The organism is Pseudomonas sp. SDO5215_S409, assembly GCF_054071325.1.
The window spans coordinates 67,308-82,684 of record NZ_JBSVWN010000024.1 but is presented as its reverse complement, the minus strand read 5'-3'; the positions used below and the strand labels follow the sequence as shown (position 1 = coordinate 82,684).

The window sequence follows — 15,377 nt, the reverse complement described above, 5'->3', positions numbered from 1 at the left end:
TCGTCTTCGCTGGCGGGAGGAGATGCCGCGACCGGCAGCATGATTGGGGGGTATGCGAGAAAAAAGGGGACAGATTTATTTTCAGAAAAAATAAATCTGTCCCCTTTTTTGCTCACAGCGAGCCTGGGCTGTGCCAGGCCTTGCAGGGCCTGGAAGACAGCGAGGCGTTTATCACCCGCACGCTGGCGCTGGCGGCGCAACGGGGGTTGTTGTTCGGGCGTGACGATGTGCGCTCGGCCATGCGCCTGGGGCGGTCCCGCTGGAGCCAACAATGGTGGGCTTGAAGGGCTGGTTGCCGATACGCCTGTGGCAACAGGCGAGCGCGTGGCAGGTGGACTGGTGCTGGTTTGGTGAGCGCAGGCTCGACCCGCCGTTTTTCCGTGACGCGGTGGACGCGGCGCTGCGGCTGCCGTTCAACCAGGCGTTCGGTCAACAGACACCGCTGGCCGCGCTCACAGAGTGGTGCTTGCCGGCGGTCGCGCCGACGGCGTTCATCTACCACGCGTCACGGTGTGGCTCGACGTTGCTCTGCCAGATGTTGGCGCAGTTAGACGACGTTATTGTGGTCAGCGAACCACCGCCGCTGGATACCCTGTTGCGCGGCGCGTTTGAGGCGCCGCAGCGGCAGGCCGCGTTGCGTGGCCTGCTGGCCGCCTACGGGCAGTTGCGGCGCGGCGACGAACAAAAACTGGTGATCAAGCTGGACGCCTGGAACATCGGTGAATTGCCGTTGCTGCACGCGTGTTTTCCGACCACGCCCTGGCTGTTCCTGTACCGCGACCCGCTGGAAATCGCCGTGTCCCATTGGCGCCGGGCGGGTATGCACATGGTGCCGGGCATGATCGGCGACAGCTCGCTGGATACACCGGGCCAGGGCGTCGTGCGCGAAGACTATATTGCCCGGCGGCTGGGCCGCACGTTGCAGCAGGGGCTTGAGCATTGCCAGGCGTTCGGCGGTTTACCGGTCAATTACACCGAGTTGCCGGGCGCGATGGACGGGCACCTGGCAGACGTTTTTGGCCTGGACAACGGGCAGCGGGCGCGGGCGTTCGATGCCGTCAGCCGGCACGCCAAGCAACCGGGGCGGGTGTTTGTACCCGACAGTGCCGACAAACAGCGCGAAGCGTGCGGGTTGCTCAAGGAGCGGGTGTCGCAGTGGGCCGCTGCGCCCTATGCGGCGCTGGAACAACTGCGGGCCTGTGGCGCAGGTTGATTATTTAGCGGGACTTCATACCAGATGAAGTCAATCGCTATAGTCAGATGCTTTATAAGGCTTTACAGTCTCGGCCGCTTATGCAGTCGCCCCCACGTTAGTTCAGGCAGGCATTATAAAAACAGACTGTAGGCGTGTGTGTAACAACACGGTTAGTTTCTCGGTACATTCTGTTTTTAGACGGTTAAGTCGCTCAAGCAATCAAGAGGATGCCTAAAGTCTATCGTGGTTAAATTCGTTTGTATGTGCTTAAACGATGAGCTACCGTCAGCGCGCCAGTGTGATCGCATTAAGCGTATCAAGTAGTGCGTTGAAGCCTTGTTTGATAGTTAGTATTGGATCCAAACAGTCTGTTGGCTAAGTTTCCAGGATTGGATCCGATAAGTGGGTTCTGCTTTTTTTTCGTATTGGGAACCGATGAGGGTTTTATGCCACTCACGCTCTCGACGCTCTAAAAAAGTGCATTTGAAAACGGATTTTCACCCATCAGCCCGGGAGATTTTTTCGTGGGCGAATGATGGCGTAAGGCCTGTATTGGTTTGAAAAACCACTGTGTTATTCCTCCACTTTAAATGAGCATGTGCTATGCAAAATCTCAAAAAAATAATCTTTGCATCCTTGTTGAGCCTGGTGGCCGTCAGCGCCTCCGCCAACGACCTGGTGAAGGGTAAAACCCTTGAAATCGCGGTGTCGCCTAACTCGCCGCCGATGTTGTTCAAAGACCAGAGCGGCAAGCTGCAAGGCGTCGACCTGGAGATTTTCACCGGGTACTGCCAGTCCCGTGGCTGCACGTTCAAGACCAAGGAATACGACTGGGACGGTATGCTGGGCGCGGTCGCCAGCAAACAAGCGGACTTGGCGTTCTCGGGTATCTCGATTACTGACAAGCGCAAGAAAGTCATGGACTTCTCGACCCCTTATTACGAGAACTCCTTTAACCTGGTCAGCCTGAGTTCCAAGAAACTGACCCTGACCGACCTGGCGCAGTTGAAGAAGTACAGCATTGGCTACCCACGCGGCATGGCCTATGCGGACCTGATCAAAACAGACCTGGAGCCAAAAGGTTACTTCAAAGTAGCCGATGCCAAGTTGTACCCGTCTTACAACGAAGTGATCACCGACTTGCAGAACGGCAACCTCGACCTGGCCTTTATCGAAGAGCCGGTGTACGCCAACTACAAATACCACCAGAAGTTGCCGATCGACGTCAGCTACTCGTTCAAAGGCGTTGACCACCTGGGTTTCGCGTTCCAACAAGGTTCGCCGATCCGTGCTGACTTTGATGCGTACTTGAAAGAGTTGGGCCCGCAGAAGTTGGCCGCCATCATGGACAAATGGCTGAAGTCATGATTGATGTTTGAACACGAGTTCTTCGATGTCATAGGGCTGTTGTTGCACGGTGTCGTGGCGACTGTTTTCATCACGTTGTCGTGCTTCATCACCGCCTTTGCGTTGGGGTTGGGGGTCGCCGTGTTACGGCGGCTCTCGGGCCCGCGTGTGCGTATGGCCTTGAGCCTGGGGGTGTTTGTCGTTCGCTCGATCCCGGTTCTGGTGCTGCTCTTTCTGGTGTATTTCGGGTTGCCAAGCCTTGGCATTCGCCCCTCGCCGATCATTGCCATGAACCTCAGCCTTGGGGTGATTGGAGGCGCGTATCTTTCCGAAGTCTTCCGTGGCGCGCTCGATTCGGTCGAGCACAGTGAAATCGTGGCCGCCCAGTCAATGGGCTTCAGCGCGTTTCAAGTGGTGCGCTACATCGAAATCCCGCAGATGTTGCGGTTCTCTATTCCCGGTGTGATGAACGAACTGACGGCCATCCTCAAAAATACGCCGTTTGCATACACCGTAGGGTTCACCGAAATACTGGGGCAAGCCAAAGCGCTCACCGCGTCCACGATGCTTGGGGTCAATATCTACCTAGTCGCCGGCCTCATGTATTTTTGCATTTATAAAGTGTTCTCCCTGGTGATGGCGGGCATCAAGCGCCGCTATGCGGATCAGTGATAGCCAGGAGTGATGAATGTCGATGTTGCAAATCAGTAACCTGGTCAAGTCGTTCGATAATCACGTGGTGCTCAATGGCATCAACTTGACCATTAATGCTGGCGAGACGCGGGTGATCATGGGCCCTTCGGGCTGCGGGAAGACCACGCTGATTCGTTGCATGAACCTGTTGGAGCGGCCCGATCAGGGCACGCTGCATTTTCACGGTGAAGACCTGTTGAGCCCGCAGGTGGACGTGCGCAAGTTGCGTCGGCAAATCGGCTTCGTGTTTCAGAACTTTGCCTTGTACCGACACTTGAGTGTGCTGGATAACATCACGCTGGGGCTGATCAAACTCCAGGGTCGAACCCGCGAAGAAGCGCGGTTGTTGGCGTTGGAAGAGCTGGCCTATTTCGAGATGGCCTCGCACGCGAAAAAATTCCCGGTGCAATTGTCTGGCGGGCAGAAGCAACGTGTCGCACTGGCGAGAACGCTGGTGATGAAGCCGGAAATCGTCATCTTGGACGAGCCCACCTCGGCGCTGGATCCGTTGATGAGCCAGGAAGTGGCGTTATTGATCAAAAAGCTGGAAGCCCGAAAAATCACCACGGTGTGTGTGACCCACGATATCGCTTTTGCCAACCAGATCAGCCAGAACGTGGTGTTCATGTACGCGGGTAAAATCGTGGCCCAAGGCCCGGTCGCCGAACTGGCGCAGCACGCCGAGATTCCCGAAGTCGCCTGGTTTTTCGGGAAAAACCGTTATGAGTGATGCGTGGCTGGGTTTTTACCAGGACTTTCTCGAACAATGGCCGTTGATCTCGTCGGGTATCTGGGCCACGGTCAAGTTGACGCTGACGGCATCGCTCAGCGGTTTTTTGCTGGGCGTTGCGGTCTTTTACCTAAGTTTGAGCCCGCGCAAGTGGGTGGCTAAAAGTATCGAAGCCTACAAGTCGTTTTTCATCGGCACGCCGCTGATCTGCATCATTTACATCCTTTACTACGGCCTACCGGCCCTGGGCATTCGCCTGAGCCCGTTTGAAGTCATGGTGATTGGTTTTACCGCGAACGTGGGCGCCTACAACGCGGCCTATTTGTTGACCGCCTATAACGGCCTGGACAAAAGCCAGCTGGAAGCGGCCACCGCGCAGGGGTTCAGCGATGTGCAGATCTACACCAGCATCATCCTTCCCCAAGTGCTGCGCACGTCGGTGCCGGCCCTGACCAACCAGGTTATTTACAACCTCAAGGACAGCTCCATTGCGTTTCTGGTGCAATACCCGGAGTTGTTCGCGCGCATGCAAGAGCTGGCGGGCGGGAATTTCGAGTTTTTCAAGACCTATGCACTGACGGCCGTGTTTTATGTGGTGTTGGCCTCGGCGGTGTTTATCGTGTCTAAACAACTGGAAAAACGCAGCCGCTTGTCGTCGTGGTGACCACCGGGAACCTGTTCTGATATTCGCAGTCATAGCGATGTGCCATCTTGGCAGATCAGAAAGGAATCGTTGATGTTCAGCATTGCCAAGCCCTCGTTCACATTCGTTGCTGCCGCCTCATTACTGTGGGTGGCCACGGCCTCAACGGCACACGCCGATAACCCCGTGCAATGGGGCACCTTCGACGCCTCGAGCAATGACCGGATCACCGCCAGCAGTTGGGCAGGCGCCAACCGTTACGAGCTGCATTCCTCCGCGTTCACTATTGGTGAGCTGGAGCAAATGCGCGATGCGCAAAAGCGTGACAGCGCCGAATTGCAAAGCCTCAAAAACAAGATGCAAGAGCAGGCACGCGCCCTTGAAGACCTCAGCAAGCACACAGGGTCGCGCTCCAGCACCAGCGACAGCCAGTTGTCGGACCTCAAGCGCACCCTGGCCGATCAAAAAAGCCTGATCGACAAGCTCAAGAGCGAGCTGGACGAGCTCAAGCGCAACACCAGTTCCAGCAGCAGTTCCAGCTCGGGCGACGTGTCGGGGCTCAAACGTACCGTGGCCGACCAGAACAGCAGCCTCGACAAGCTCAGGAGTCAGGTGGAAGACCTCAAGCGCAACTCCAGCTCCAGTTCGAGCAGCAGTTCCAGCGAGCTTTCGGGCCTCAAAGGCGATGTGAGCAACCAGAAGCGCAGCCTGGAGGATCAGAAACGCAGCTTGGACGATCAGAAACGCAGCCTGGATGACCTCAAGCGCAGCGTCGATACCTTGAGCAGCAAGGTCAAATAGCGACCAACGGGCCATGGCATAGCAGGAGCCATGGCCTTTGGGGCTAGGCGGCGCAAGGTATTTGGTCGATCATTCGCCATCCTTTGCTCCAACGGTATTTTTCATGTCCCTGGCCACCTTGTTTTTGTTCGTGATGATGAGTGCGGCGATCATCGCTGTTCCCGGCCCCACGGTCTTGCTCGCGCTGCAGAACGGTTCGCGCCATGGCGTGCGGGCCGCGTCCTGGGGCATGGCCGGGGCGGTGCTTGCCGATGCGTTGCTGGTCACGGCCGTGGCGTGTGGCTTGGGCTTGTTGCTGGCGGCGAGCGAGGGCTTGTTCCAGGCGCTGAAGTGGATCGGCTCGGCCTATTTGGTCTGGATCGGCTGGCAGATGCTGCGCTCGCCACTCACCGCATTGCCGACGGTCGGTGAGGCCGAGACGGGCAGTGTGCGCTCGGCCAGCCTGTTCACTCGCAGCTTTCTGGTGGCAATTTCCAACCCCAAGGCCCTGCTGTTCATGTCGGCCTTTTTGCCGCAGTTCGTCGACGGCAGCCAACCCCAATTCCCCCAATACGTCTGCCTGTTGCTGGTGCTGTGTGTGTTGAACGTGGGCACCATGCTGTTTTACGCCGTGTGCGGGGCCCGCTTGCTGGCGCGTTTGCGGCCCGCGCACTTGCAGCAGTTCAATCGCGGGGCAGGGGGGCTGTTGATGGCGATGGGCGTGCTGCTGGCGGCCTATCGCCGTGTGCCGACCGCGTCCTAGAACCTGAACGTCGCCCCGGTGGTCAACCACTGGCTACGCGCCCCGATCAGGCTGCGTCCCAGCACCAGGTCCACATCGACATCCTTGCTCACCTGCAGCCGTGGCCCCGCTTGCCATGCCTGGTCGCCGCCTTGTTGGCCATAGCGCTCGGCGATCAGCGTCACCGTATCGACGAGGCGGTATTCCAGGCCGGTGCCCCACGTGGCTCGCTGTTGCGGGTCGCCGCCGTTGTAGGCGTGGCTCCAGCCCGCGTTGACGCTCAGCCGCAGCGCCTGCGCCGGTTGCCAGGTGAGCGGCAGGTTCCAGTCGGTGCCGTCGTAGGCATGGGGGCGATTGAGCGCGTAATGGGCCGTGACCGACGCGGCCAGCGCTAAGCCCGCGTCTTCGCGTGACCACACCTGTGCCTTGAACTGCGGGCTGAGTTGGGTTTCGCCGTGCCCGTCGGCGTTGGCCCGTGACACAGCGACGCCCGCTTGCAGCCAGGGCAGGCCCGCCGGGGTGCAGGCCGGAGACAGGGTTTGGCTGTGGGTCGAGCCGTCGTGACGGTTGGCGGTGTACCAGGCATCGACGTTGCACTGGCCCGGGTCATTGATGGCGCCATCGTCGACCACATAGGCGCCGCCGGCCGCGTAGGCCTTGGACAGCAGGCCGATAACAATCACGAGGCCCAGGGTCATGCCCACAAAAAAGACGTTGCGGCGCAGTGCTCTGAGTTTGGCAGGGGGCAGCGGGTGAAAGGTCGGGCGGGGTGTGGCGTGTTGCCGGTTGCGGTATTTGGCAAAACCGTCAGGACGCTGCGGGGTGTGTTTTTTGTACATGGTCAACCTCGATCAACAGCCAAAGGCTGCGCCCCTGGGGATTTGGCAGGGACGCGCCGTGATTCACAAAAGGGTCGGGCAAGCGGGTGGGGCGACAACTGGGGTCTTCTTGCATGGTGATGCTCCAATGAGGGGGTATTCAGTTTTCTACGGTCAGCACAGGGATGCCGCAGGTTTTTGCCTGGTTGACCAGCTCCGAGGTGTCGTCGCCACCGGGCAGCGCGATCACCACGTCCGGTTGGCTGTCAGCCAGCATGAACCGGTTGCGATGGCGCTCGGCCTGCTTGCCGTGGCGTTGCCAGTTGGGCGGGTAACGCACCACGTCCACCCCGGTTTCCCGGGCCCAGTCTTCCACGTCGCTGCCCAGGAACTGGCTGCCGCCGTGGATCAAAACCTGCACGGGGTGCAGGCGGTGATAGGCGTCCAGCACCTGGCGGGACTTTTTGGTATCGGCGTAATGACGACCTGCACAGATCAAGACGCGCATGCAGAGGTTTCCTTGTAGTGCGAATTACCGCCGTGGGGCGCGTAGCAGTCGGATCGAGGCGCTGTGCAGCGTGCTGGAAAACCCCAGCATCAGGCGCATTTCCATGGCGCTGAGCAGGTTGCGGGCATAGAGCCGCACGCCCAGCCTCATCACCAGCCGGGCCGCGTGCGCCAGGCCAGACACCAGCGTTGCGCGCAGGCCGTTTTCCAGAGCATTCAACAGTGTGTTCATGGGGGCATCTCACTGTTGCTGGCGGCCGGTGAGCCGCCAGCGTGTTCAGGGGCGGTTGATCAGTACCACTGCTTGAAGCGGCGGATGTAGATCGTCTTCATCAGTTGTGCCACGCAGCAGTAGGACAGCAGGGTGGCCACCAGCCACGGGAAGTACGCCATCGGCAGCGGTTGCAGGCCCACCAGCGTGCCCAGCGGCGAGAACGGTACGTAGATCCCCAGCCCGATCACGATCGAGGTCATCAGCAACACCGGCCAGGCGGCGGTGCTCTGGAAGAACGGGACCTTGCGGGTGCGCAGCATGTGCACCACCAGGGTTTGCGAGAGCAGGCCCTCGATGAACCAGCCGGACTGGAACAGGGTCTGCATTTCTACGCTGTTGGCGGCGAACACGTACCACATCAGGGCAAAGGTGGTGATGTCGAAGATCGACGAGGTGGGCCCGATCCAGACCATGAAGCGGCCAATGTTTTTGGCATCCCACTTGCGCGGTTTGGCCAGGTATTCCTTGTCCATCTTGTCCCACGGCAAGGCCAGCTGGGAGATGTCGTACATCAGGTTCTGCAACAGCAGGTGGATCGACAGCATGGGCAAGAACGGGATGAACGCACTCGCCACCAGCACCGAGAACACGTTGCCGAAGTTGGAGCTGGCGGTCATGTTCAGGTACTTCATGATGTTGCCGAAGGTTTCGCGGCCTTTGAGCACGCCTTCTTCCAGCACCATCAGGCTTTTTTCCAGCAGGATGATGTCGGCCGATTCCTTGGCGATGTCGGTGGCGCTGTCCACCGAGATCCCCACGTCGGCGTCGCGCAGGGCCGGGGCGTCGTTGATGCCGTCCCCCAGGAAACCCACGGTGTGGCCGTTGGACTGCAGGGTCTTGAGCACCCGGGATTTTTGCAGCGGCGTCAGTTTGGCGAAAACGGTGCGCTCCTCGACGCGCCGCTTGAGGGTGGCGTCGTCCATGGCTTCGATTTCTACCCCCAGCAGCGGCTCGCCGGGCTCCAGGCCCACCTGACGGCAGATCTTGCTGGTGACCACGGCGTTGTCGCCGGTGAGCACCTTGACCGCCACGCCGATTTCGCGCAGTGCGGCAATGGCCGGGCCCGCGGTTTCCTTGGGCGGGTCCAGAAAGGTCAGGAACCCTCGGATCACCAGGTTGCGTTCATCGGCGGGGGTGTACTGGTTGCGCGCCAGGGCGGCGGGGATGTTGCGAGTGGCCACCACCAGTACCCGGAAACCGTCTTCGTTGTAGTCGTTGGCGATGGCCAGCAATTGCAGGCGACGCCGGTCGTCGATCTCTACCGCCTTGTCGCCCTCCATCACGTGGGTGGAAATGCTCAGCATCTCTTCCACCGCCCCTTTGCACACCAGCAGGTGGTCGTTGTGGCTGTCCTTGACCACAATCGACAGGCGACGGCGCACGAAGTCAAACGGCAGCTCATCCACCTTGCTATAGGCAAACGGCACCTGGAACGCGGGGTTCTGCTGCGAGAACTGCACCACGGCCTGGTCCATCAGGTTTTTCATGCCGCTCTGGTGGTGGCTGTTGAGCCAGGCCAGGGACAGCACCGCGTCATCACGGGTGCCAAACGCATTTACGTGGTGTTCGAGGATGATCTTGTCCTGGGTCAGGGTGCCGGTCTTGTCGGTGCACAGCACGTCCATCGAACCGAAGTTCTGGATGGCGTTGAGGCGCTTGACCACCACTTTGCGCTTGGCCATGGCGGTGGCGCCCTTGGCCAGGTTGGCGCTGACGATCATCGGCAGCATTTCCGGGGTCAGGCCTACGGCAACGGCCAGGGCGAACAGAAACGCATCGCCCCAATCGCCCTTGGAGAAGCCGTTGAGCAGGAACACGATCGGCACCATCACCAGCATGAAGCGGATCAGCAACCAGCTGACACTGTTCACGCCCCGGTCAAAGGCGGTTTGCACCCGCGACCCCACAATCGCCTTGGCCAGCGAGCCAAAGTAGGTGCGCGGGCCGGTAGCGACCACCACCGCTTGCGCACGGCCGCTGACCACGTTGGTGCCCATAAAGCAGATGTTGGGCAGGTCCAGCAGGTTGCCCGGGTCGGCTACCGCTGCGTGGGCGGACTTTTGCGTGACGTCGCCCAGGGTGTCGTACTTTTCCACGGGCAAGGCTTCGCCGGTCAGTACGGCCTGGCTGATGAACAGGTCGCGGGACTCGATCAGGCGGATGTCCGCCGGAATCATGTCGCCCGCCGACAGTTGCACGATGTCACCGGCCACCAGCTCACGCATCGGCACCTCGCGCAGGGTGGGTTTGGAGCCGACCTGTTCACGGCGCAGCACGGTAGCCGTGGTGCGCACCATGGCCTTGAGCGCTTCGGCGGACTTGGCCGAACGGTGTTCCTGCCAGAACCGCAGCAGGCTGCTGAGCATCACCATGGTCATGATGATGACGACTTTGGTCGGGTCGGCCTCTTCACCGGCTTGCAGGGGCAGCCAGCAATCGGTGACAAAACTGATGGCGCCCAGGGTCAGCAGCACGTAGATGAACGGGTTGTTCAGTGCCTGCAAGAACTGCACGAGCGCGTGAGGCGGCTTGTCGTGGGCCACCTCGTTATAGCCTTCGCGTTGCAGGCGGGCGCTGGCGTCCAGTTCGGTCAGGCCTTCTTTGGTGGCGCGCACGTTGGCGAGGGTGGCCGACAGGCCGTTCTGGGCTTCGCGGGCGGCACGCATCGACAGTTTGGTGTCGCTGTCGGTGCCGGTTTTGTGATGCACTTGCGGATTTTTTACGGCGCTCATGGTGTGTACTCCTGTCGCCAATTTTTCGACAAAACATACCCGTTACTTACCTGATGACAGGCGAGCGACAGCATGCCGAGTCGCTCACTTCGCGATCGGTTTAAATAAGGTGTCGGTAACTTTCTAGGGGCCCGCGAAGTGCGCGTTAGTTAATAGGCGCGCAGCGGGCTACTACTGGCTTCGTCCATAGAGAACTCCAGTTGTGCAATAACTAAGGGTGAACGAAACAGGGGCTGCGGCCGCCTCAGGCGGCGCGAGTATCCACGTAGACGCTCAGGGCCAGGCTGGCTTGGGCAAGCAGGCGCCAGGCACTCCGTCTCTGGGGGTCTTGAGGGTCGGCGTGAACCCAGTGCTGCACGCGTTGGCCGGTGCTGGGGCAGATACGCCAGTGGGCCCGGGGGGTAGGGCGCACACGAGGGGAAGGGCAGGTCAAGGCCGCGCGGGTAGGCGAAAAGCCCACGGGCGTGCGGCACAGCATGGCGCGCAGGGCCGCAGCCAGCGCACGGATATCAGGTAAAACAAGGAGTTGGAAGGTCATAACACACCTCGGGACCGGACACGCGACCGGCGAGGCAGTTACGGTGGAGCATCAAGCTCTAGCGCAGCTTACCCGGCCCGAAAGGCGAGTCCCGTCATGTTCTGGGTTTGGCGCCCGATTCACCGCATTCGCGAGATCCGGACAGCGACTAGATACTGTGTCCATTGGCTTCTTTTGTGAGGTTTAAAAAAGGCCCGCGTGGCAGGCCCGGGCAATCTACTCAGGCCACTGTCGGATGTCAACGATTAATAACTTGAATAAGTGATTGTTCAGAGTGTGTTCAGATAAAAGGTCAGGATCAATTAAGCAGGTTGTAAAAATCACTTGGAATAAGGTCGGCGATGCAGTGCAATACGCGCCAGGTTTAAACTTGCGGAACACACTATGAATATCCAGGGCCTTCATCGTACTCACGCTCACTCGCCAGCGGCCGAGGCAACACCCCACAACACGCCCGGCGGGATGGCGGACATCCGGGTGCTGCCGCGCCTTTCAGGCACTGAAGTGGGCAGTATCGTCACGGAAAACATGGCGTGTGTGAGCCCCAAGCACGTGCCGTTGGTCACCTCCGAACTGATCACGTGTCGGGCGGTGGCCATCTTCACAGGCTCTGCCAATTACCTGGCCCACCTTTTTGAGTCGCCGCGCGAGGCCAAGGCGCACACCGCGACGTCCATGCTGCAGATGTTAAAGACGGCGGCGCAGGGGTTGGGGATCCGCGAGCAGGACCTCCAGCATTGCAAAGTTGCCGTGGTGTGTGGTTCGGAAGCCTGCGACGACGTGGACTTTCCGCTGCGGTCGGCCTTGCGCGAGCTCAACGTGACGGCCGACTGGTACGAAGGGCGTCACGCCCGTGGCGGGGTCTATGCCGCCGTGCACCAGGACCAGGTGTGCCTGGGGCGCGACGACATGGAAGAAACGGCACGGCCAACGCCCGGCGTAAGGAGTGCCGCCATTTAGGCGTGCCTGGGGTCAGACACTCAAGCGCAACGCCAGCGCCGCCAGGGTGATCAACAACACCGGCAGGGTCAGTACGATGCCCACGCGAAAGTAGTAGCCCCACGTGATCGTGATGCCCTTGCGCGCCAGAATGTGCAGCCAGAGCAGGGTGGCCAGGCTGCCGATGGGGGTGATTTTGGGGCCCAGGTCGCTGCCGATCACGTTGGCGTAGATCATTGCGTCCTTGACCACGCCCACGGCGTGGCTGGCTTCGATGGACAGCGCGCCGACGAGCACGGTCGGCAGGTTGTTCATGGCCGACGACAGCAGGGCGGTCAACACCCCGGTGCCCAGCGCCGCGCCCCACACGCCATAGCCTGCGAAGGTGTCGAGCCAGGTCGCCAGGTAGCCGGTCAGCCCGGCATTGCGCAGGCCGTATACCACCAGGTACATGCCCAGGGAGAAAATCACGATCTGCCAGGGCGCTTCCTTCAAGACCTTGCGCGTGGAAATCCGGTGGCCCCTGGCAGCGATGGCCAGTAGCAATACCGCGCAGACGCCGGAGATGGCGCTGATGGGAATGCCCAGCGGTTCAAGGGCGAAACAGCCGACCAGCAAGATACCCAGCACCCACCAACCGGCACGAAAGGTCGCACGGTCATGGATGGCGCTGGCGGGTGGGTCGAGGTCGGACGGGTTGTAGGTCGCCGGGATGTCACGGCGAAAAAACCACAGCAGGATGGCCAACGTGGCCGCCACGCTGACCAGGTTGACCGGCACCATCACGGCGGCGTAGGCGTTGAAGCCGATCTTGAAATAGTCCGCCGACACGATGTTTACCAGGTTCGAGACCACCAGCGGCAAGCTGGCGGTGTCGGCGATAAACCCCGCGCCCATCACAAAGGCCAGGGTGGCCGCCGTGGAAAAACGCAGCGCCAGCAACATCGACATGACGATGGGCGTGAGGATCAATGCCGCGCCATCGTTGGCAAACAGCGCAGACACCAGGGCGCCCAGCAGCACCATATAGGCAAACAGTCGACGGCCGCGGCCCTGGCCCCAGCGCGCCACGTGCAGGGCGGTCCAGGCAAAAAAACCGGCTTCGTCGAGCAACAGGCTGATGATGATCAGGGCGACAAAGGTGGCCGTGGCATTCCAGATGATGTGCCACACCACCGGAATGTCAGCCAGGCTGATAACGCCGCACGCCAGCGCCAGCAGGGCCCCGAGGCTGGCGCTCCAGCCAACGCCGAGGCCCTTGGGTTGCCAGATGACCAGGGTGATGGTGAACACAAAGATGGCAATGGCGACAAGCATGCACAGGGTCTCCGAGGCGGCATTAACGGTCACTGACCCGTCGGGGTCATCATCAAGGGCGGGGTATTGTCCAGAGCATGGATCAACGGGTAAACGCAAAGTTCGCCGTCGCGCAGCATTGATTCATATCAATACCTCGTCAATCTTTGACAAGTGGTTGAAATTAAAGTGAAACACTCATGTCCTAAAGTGCCTGCCCATTGGTAATGAAGGAAGACGCCCGCGTGACCCGTGCCACTCGCAACCTGCGCAAGACCCTGGATTCCGTCGCCCAAAACAACGAAACCGCCGCGTTCGACTTGATGCGCGCCGTCGAAAAACTCGGCGATGAAGTGCTGCGTCAGCGTTTGCTCAACACCATCCACCGCCTCAATCAGGACGCCCACGAACTGCGCGAGGCCCGTGATGCGGTGGAGCGGGTGTCGGTAAAGCTGGCCTGAGCACGATCATTCAAGACAACGCCTGACGGCGCAGGCATGCTGGTCGGCCTCCTGTCGCCGAGCCTGTCGTGTATGCCTGATGCCTTGCCCCTGAACGCCTTCGCCCGTGGCGCGATCGCGATTATTCCGCTGTCACTCGCGTGTGCGCCCTGGGGCCTGCTCGCGGGCTCGACCGCCATCGATGCGCAGTTCACCCCGCTGCAAGCGCAGGGGCTGTCGGCCATCGTATTTGCCGGTGCGGCGCAGTTGGTTGCCATTGGCATGGTCAAGAGCGGTGCCAGCCTGCTCTCCATTTTGTTGACCACGTTACTGCTGACCTCCCAGCACTTGCTCTACGGCATGCACCTGCGCCCTACGTTGTCGCCGCTGCAATCGCGCTGGCGCATGAGCCTGGGCTTTTTGCTCACCGACGAATTCTTCGCCCTGGTCAACCACTTTGACCGCCAGACCTTCAACCGCTGGTACGCGCTGGGCGTGGGCCTGACGTTTTATATCGCCTGGAACGTGTTCACCCTGGCCGGCATCGTGCTCGGCAAGAGCATTCCGGGGCTGGATCAACTGGGCCTGGAGTTTTCCATCGCCGCCACCTTTATTGCCTTGATCACCCCCGTGGTGCGCGATGTGCCCACGGTGGTGTGCGTGGCCGTGGCGTTGTTGTGTTCGGTGTGGCTCAGCTACTTGCACTGGGAGTCGGCGGTGGTGGTGTCCGGTGTGCTGGGGATGAGCGCAGGGTTTGCCTGCAAGCGGTTGGGAGTGGGGCAGTCATGATGTTTGTGATGATTGTTGCGATGGGCCTGATCGTGTTTTTCAACCGTTACCTGTTTCTGGAGCCACGCTTGCCGGTCAAGTTGAGCCGGGGCGCGCGCGAGTTCCTCGGGTTTGCCGTGCCGGGCATGTTGACCGCCATTTGCGGGCCGATCATTTTTCTGGCCGACCACAGGCTGAACCTGAGCCCGAGCAACCCGCACCTGCTGGCGGGCGTGTGTGCGGTGGCGTTGATGTTCTGGACCCGCAGCGTGCTGATCACCGTGCTGTCGAGCATGGCGCTGTTCTACCTGTTCCGTTGGTGGTTCTGAGGCGCAGGCGAAAAAAAGCCCGCGGGAGGGCGGGCCGAAGGGAGACTTCAAAAAAATGAGCGTTGCCACTATAAGCGCCACTGCCTGACATCACTGTGAAACAAAGTTCATGTAGCCACCTAAAAGGCAGTCGGCGAGGGCGGCCGGGAGTGATAAAGTCGCGTCTTTTTCAAGGAAGCGACGGCATGCAAAAAGTGCTCATTGGCGCATTGATACTGGCCTCGCTGGCCGGTTGTGCAGGTTCCAAAATGAAAGAGGCGCGTGCCGGCACGCCCTACAAAACCCTGGACTCGGACAAGGCTGCGTTGCTGGTTGCCCAGTGCGTGCAGTTCGGCTGGCAGGACGAGAAGGTGTTTGGCGTGGACGCTGGTGGTTTCATGGAGCCTGCTCCAGCGGGTGGCTTCACGGTCTACACCACCGCGGGCGACTATTTTGTGGATGTGATCAACGCCGGTGCGGGCTCCACGCTCAAGTACTACGCCGCCCAAGACAACTACCCGGCCAAGCGCCGACTGGCTGCCCTGGCGACGTGTCTGTAAGGCGTTACGTTAGAATTTTTCAGAAATGCCCTGCGGACAGCCTCGGGGGCATTGCCTTACCATTGGC

General features: G+C 60.3%; 19 protein-coding genes. 13 read left to right on the top strand and 6 right to left on the bottom strand.

From position 1 onward, the window contains the following. Positions 1-140: 140 nt before the first annotated feature. The 8 genes from ACW9H9_RS14590 to ACW9H9_RS14555 all read left to right on the top strand — a co-directional run bounded on the left by ACW9H9_RS14590 (position 141) and on the right by ACW9H9_RS14555 (position 6,151). Positions 141-284, top strand: coding sequence for a hypothetical protein (locus ACW9H9_RS14590; protein ID WP_457343829.1), 144 nt, complete (start codon positions 141-143; stop codon positions 282-284). Beyond that, positions 272-1,213 carry a sulfotransferase family protein gene (locus ACW9H9_RS14585; RefSeq protein WP_457343830.1) on the top strand — a complete coding sequence of 314 codons (942 nt, stop codon included), beginning with the start codon at positions 272-274 and terminating at the stop codon, positions 1,211-1,213. Before ACW9H9_RS14590 ends, ACW9H9_RS14585 begins: the two co-directional genes overlap by 13 nt. A 585-nt stretch (positions 1,214-1,798) precedes the next feature. Continuing rightward, entirely contained in the window at positions 1,799-2,563 is a 765-nt protein-coding gene (locus ACW9H9_RS14580; RefSeq protein ID WP_457343831.1) for a transporter substrate-binding domain-containing protein, read from the top strand. Between the two features lie 3 nt (positions 2,564-2,566). Beyond that, positions 2,567-3,214: an amino acid ABC transporter permease gene (locus ACW9H9_RS14575; protein ID WP_457343832.1), complete on the top strand. Its 648-nt coding sequence runs from the start codon at positions 2,567-2,569 to the stop codon at positions 3,212-3,214. Positions 3,215-3,230: 16 nt separating this feature from the next. Next, complete coding sequence (locus tag ACW9H9_RS14570; RefSeq protein ID WP_457343833.1) at positions 3,231-3,965, top strand: amino acid ABC transporter ATP-binding protein; 735 nt, start codon at positions 3,231-3,233, stop codon at positions 3,963-3,965. Continuing rightward, complete coding sequence (locus tag ACW9H9_RS14565; protein ID WP_457343834.1) at positions 3,958-4,629, top strand: amino acid ABC transporter permease; 672 nt, start codon at positions 3,958-3,960, stop codon at positions 4,627-4,629. Before ACW9H9_RS14570 ends, ACW9H9_RS14565 begins: the two co-directional genes overlap by 8 nt. A gap of 72 nt (positions 4,630-4,701) precedes the next feature. Next, on the top strand, positions 4,702-5,409 hold the full coding sequence (locus tag ACW9H9_RS14560) for a hypothetical protein (protein WP_457343835.1): 708 nt from the start codon (positions 4,702-4,704) through the stop codon (positions 5,407-5,409). Positions 5,410-5,512: 103 nt separating this feature from the next. Then, entirely contained in the window at positions 5,513-6,151 is a 639-nt protein-coding gene (locus ACW9H9_RS14555) for a LysE family translocator (RefSeq protein WP_457343836.1), read from the top strand. Here the strand turns inward: ACW9H9_RS14555 and ACW9H9_RS14550 are convergent. From ACW9H9_RS14550 to ACW9H9_RS14530, 5 genes are all read right to left on the bottom strand, one after another. Further along, positions 6,148-6,969, bottom strand: coding sequence for a hypothetical protein (locus ACW9H9_RS14550; RefSeq protein ID WP_457343837.1), 822 nt, complete (start codon positions 6,967-6,969; stop codon positions 6,148-6,150). The two genes, ACW9H9_RS14555 and ACW9H9_RS14550, sit on opposite strands and share 4 nt — an antisense overlap. Before the next feature lie 139 nt (positions 6,970-7,108). Next, entirely contained in the window at positions 7,109-7,456 is a 348-nt protein-coding gene (locus ACW9H9_RS14545; protein ID WP_457343838.1) for an SLOG family protein, read from the bottom strand. 24 nt (positions 7,457-7,480) lie between these two features. Then, on the bottom strand, positions 7,481-7,687 hold the full coding sequence (locus ACW9H9_RS14540; RefSeq protein WP_457343839.1) for a hypothetical protein: 207 nt from the start codon (positions 7,685-7,687) through the stop codon (positions 7,481-7,483). A 59-nt stretch (positions 7,688-7,746) separates the two neighbouring features. Next, positions 7,747-10,461 carry a magnesium-translocating P-type ATPase gene (gene mgtA, locus ACW9H9_RS14535; protein ID WP_457343840.1) on the bottom strand — a complete coding sequence of 905 codons (2,715 nt, stop codon included), beginning with the start codon at positions 10,459-10,461 and terminating at the stop codon, positions 7,747-7,749. A gap of 244 nt (positions 10,462-10,705) precedes the next feature. Next, positions 10,706-10,999, bottom strand: coding sequence for a hypothetical protein (locus tag ACW9H9_RS14530; protein WP_457343841.1), 294 nt, complete (start codon positions 10,997-10,999; stop codon positions 10,706-10,708). Positions 11,000-11,383: 384 nt separating this feature from the next. Here ACW9H9_RS14530 and ACW9H9_RS14525 point away from each other — a divergent pair, with 384 nt between their 5' ends. Beyond that, the gene (locus tag ACW9H9_RS14525; RefSeq protein ID WP_457343842.1) at positions 11,384-11,959 is read left to right on the top strand and encodes a hypothetical protein; all 576 of its coding nucleotides are present in this window, start codon (positions 11,384-11,386) and stop codon (positions 11,957-11,959) included. Between the two features lie 12 nt (positions 11,960-11,971). On the opposite strand, the gene ACW9H9_RS14520 is transcribed toward ACW9H9_RS14525, so the two are convergent. Further along, the gene (locus ACW9H9_RS14520) at positions 11,972-13,255 is read right to left on the bottom strand and encodes an arsenic transporter (RefSeq protein WP_457343843.1); all 1,284 of its coding nucleotides are present in this window, start codon (positions 13,253-13,255) and stop codon (positions 11,972-11,974) included. A 224-nt stretch (positions 13,256-13,479) separates the two neighbouring features. On the opposite strand from ACW9H9_RS14520, the gene ACW9H9_RS14515 reads away from it, so the two are divergent. The 4 genes from ACW9H9_RS14515 to ACW9H9_RS14500 all read left to right on the top strand — a co-directional run bounded on the left by ACW9H9_RS14515 (position 13,480) and on the right by ACW9H9_RS14500 (position 15,310). Continuing rightward, positions 13,480-13,695 carry a hypothetical protein gene (locus tag ACW9H9_RS14515; RefSeq protein ID WP_457343844.1) on the top strand — a complete coding sequence of 72 codons (216 nt, stop codon included), beginning with the start codon at positions 13,480-13,482 and terminating at the stop codon, positions 13,693-13,695. Between the two features lie 72 nt (positions 13,696-13,767). Further along, positions 13,768-14,463 carry an AzlC family ABC transporter permease gene (locus tag ACW9H9_RS14510; RefSeq protein WP_457343910.1) on the top strand — a complete coding sequence of 232 codons (696 nt, stop codon included), beginning with the start codon at positions 13,768-13,770 and terminating at the stop codon, positions 14,461-14,463. Next, the gene (locus ACW9H9_RS14505) at positions 14,460-14,771 is read left to right on the top strand and encodes an AzlD domain-containing protein (protein ID WP_457343845.1); all 312 of its coding nucleotides are present in this window, start codon (positions 14,460-14,462) and stop codon (positions 14,769-14,771) included. The genes ACW9H9_RS14510 and ACW9H9_RS14505 overlap by 4 nt, the downstream gene beginning before the upstream one ends. Before the next feature lie 185 nt (positions 14,772-14,956). After that, a complete protein-coding gene (locus tag ACW9H9_RS14500) occupies positions 14,957-15,310 on the top strand; it encodes a hypothetical protein (RefSeq protein WP_457343846.1) in 354 nt (117 codons plus the stop codon). Positions 15,311-15,377 lie beyond the last annotated feature (67 nt).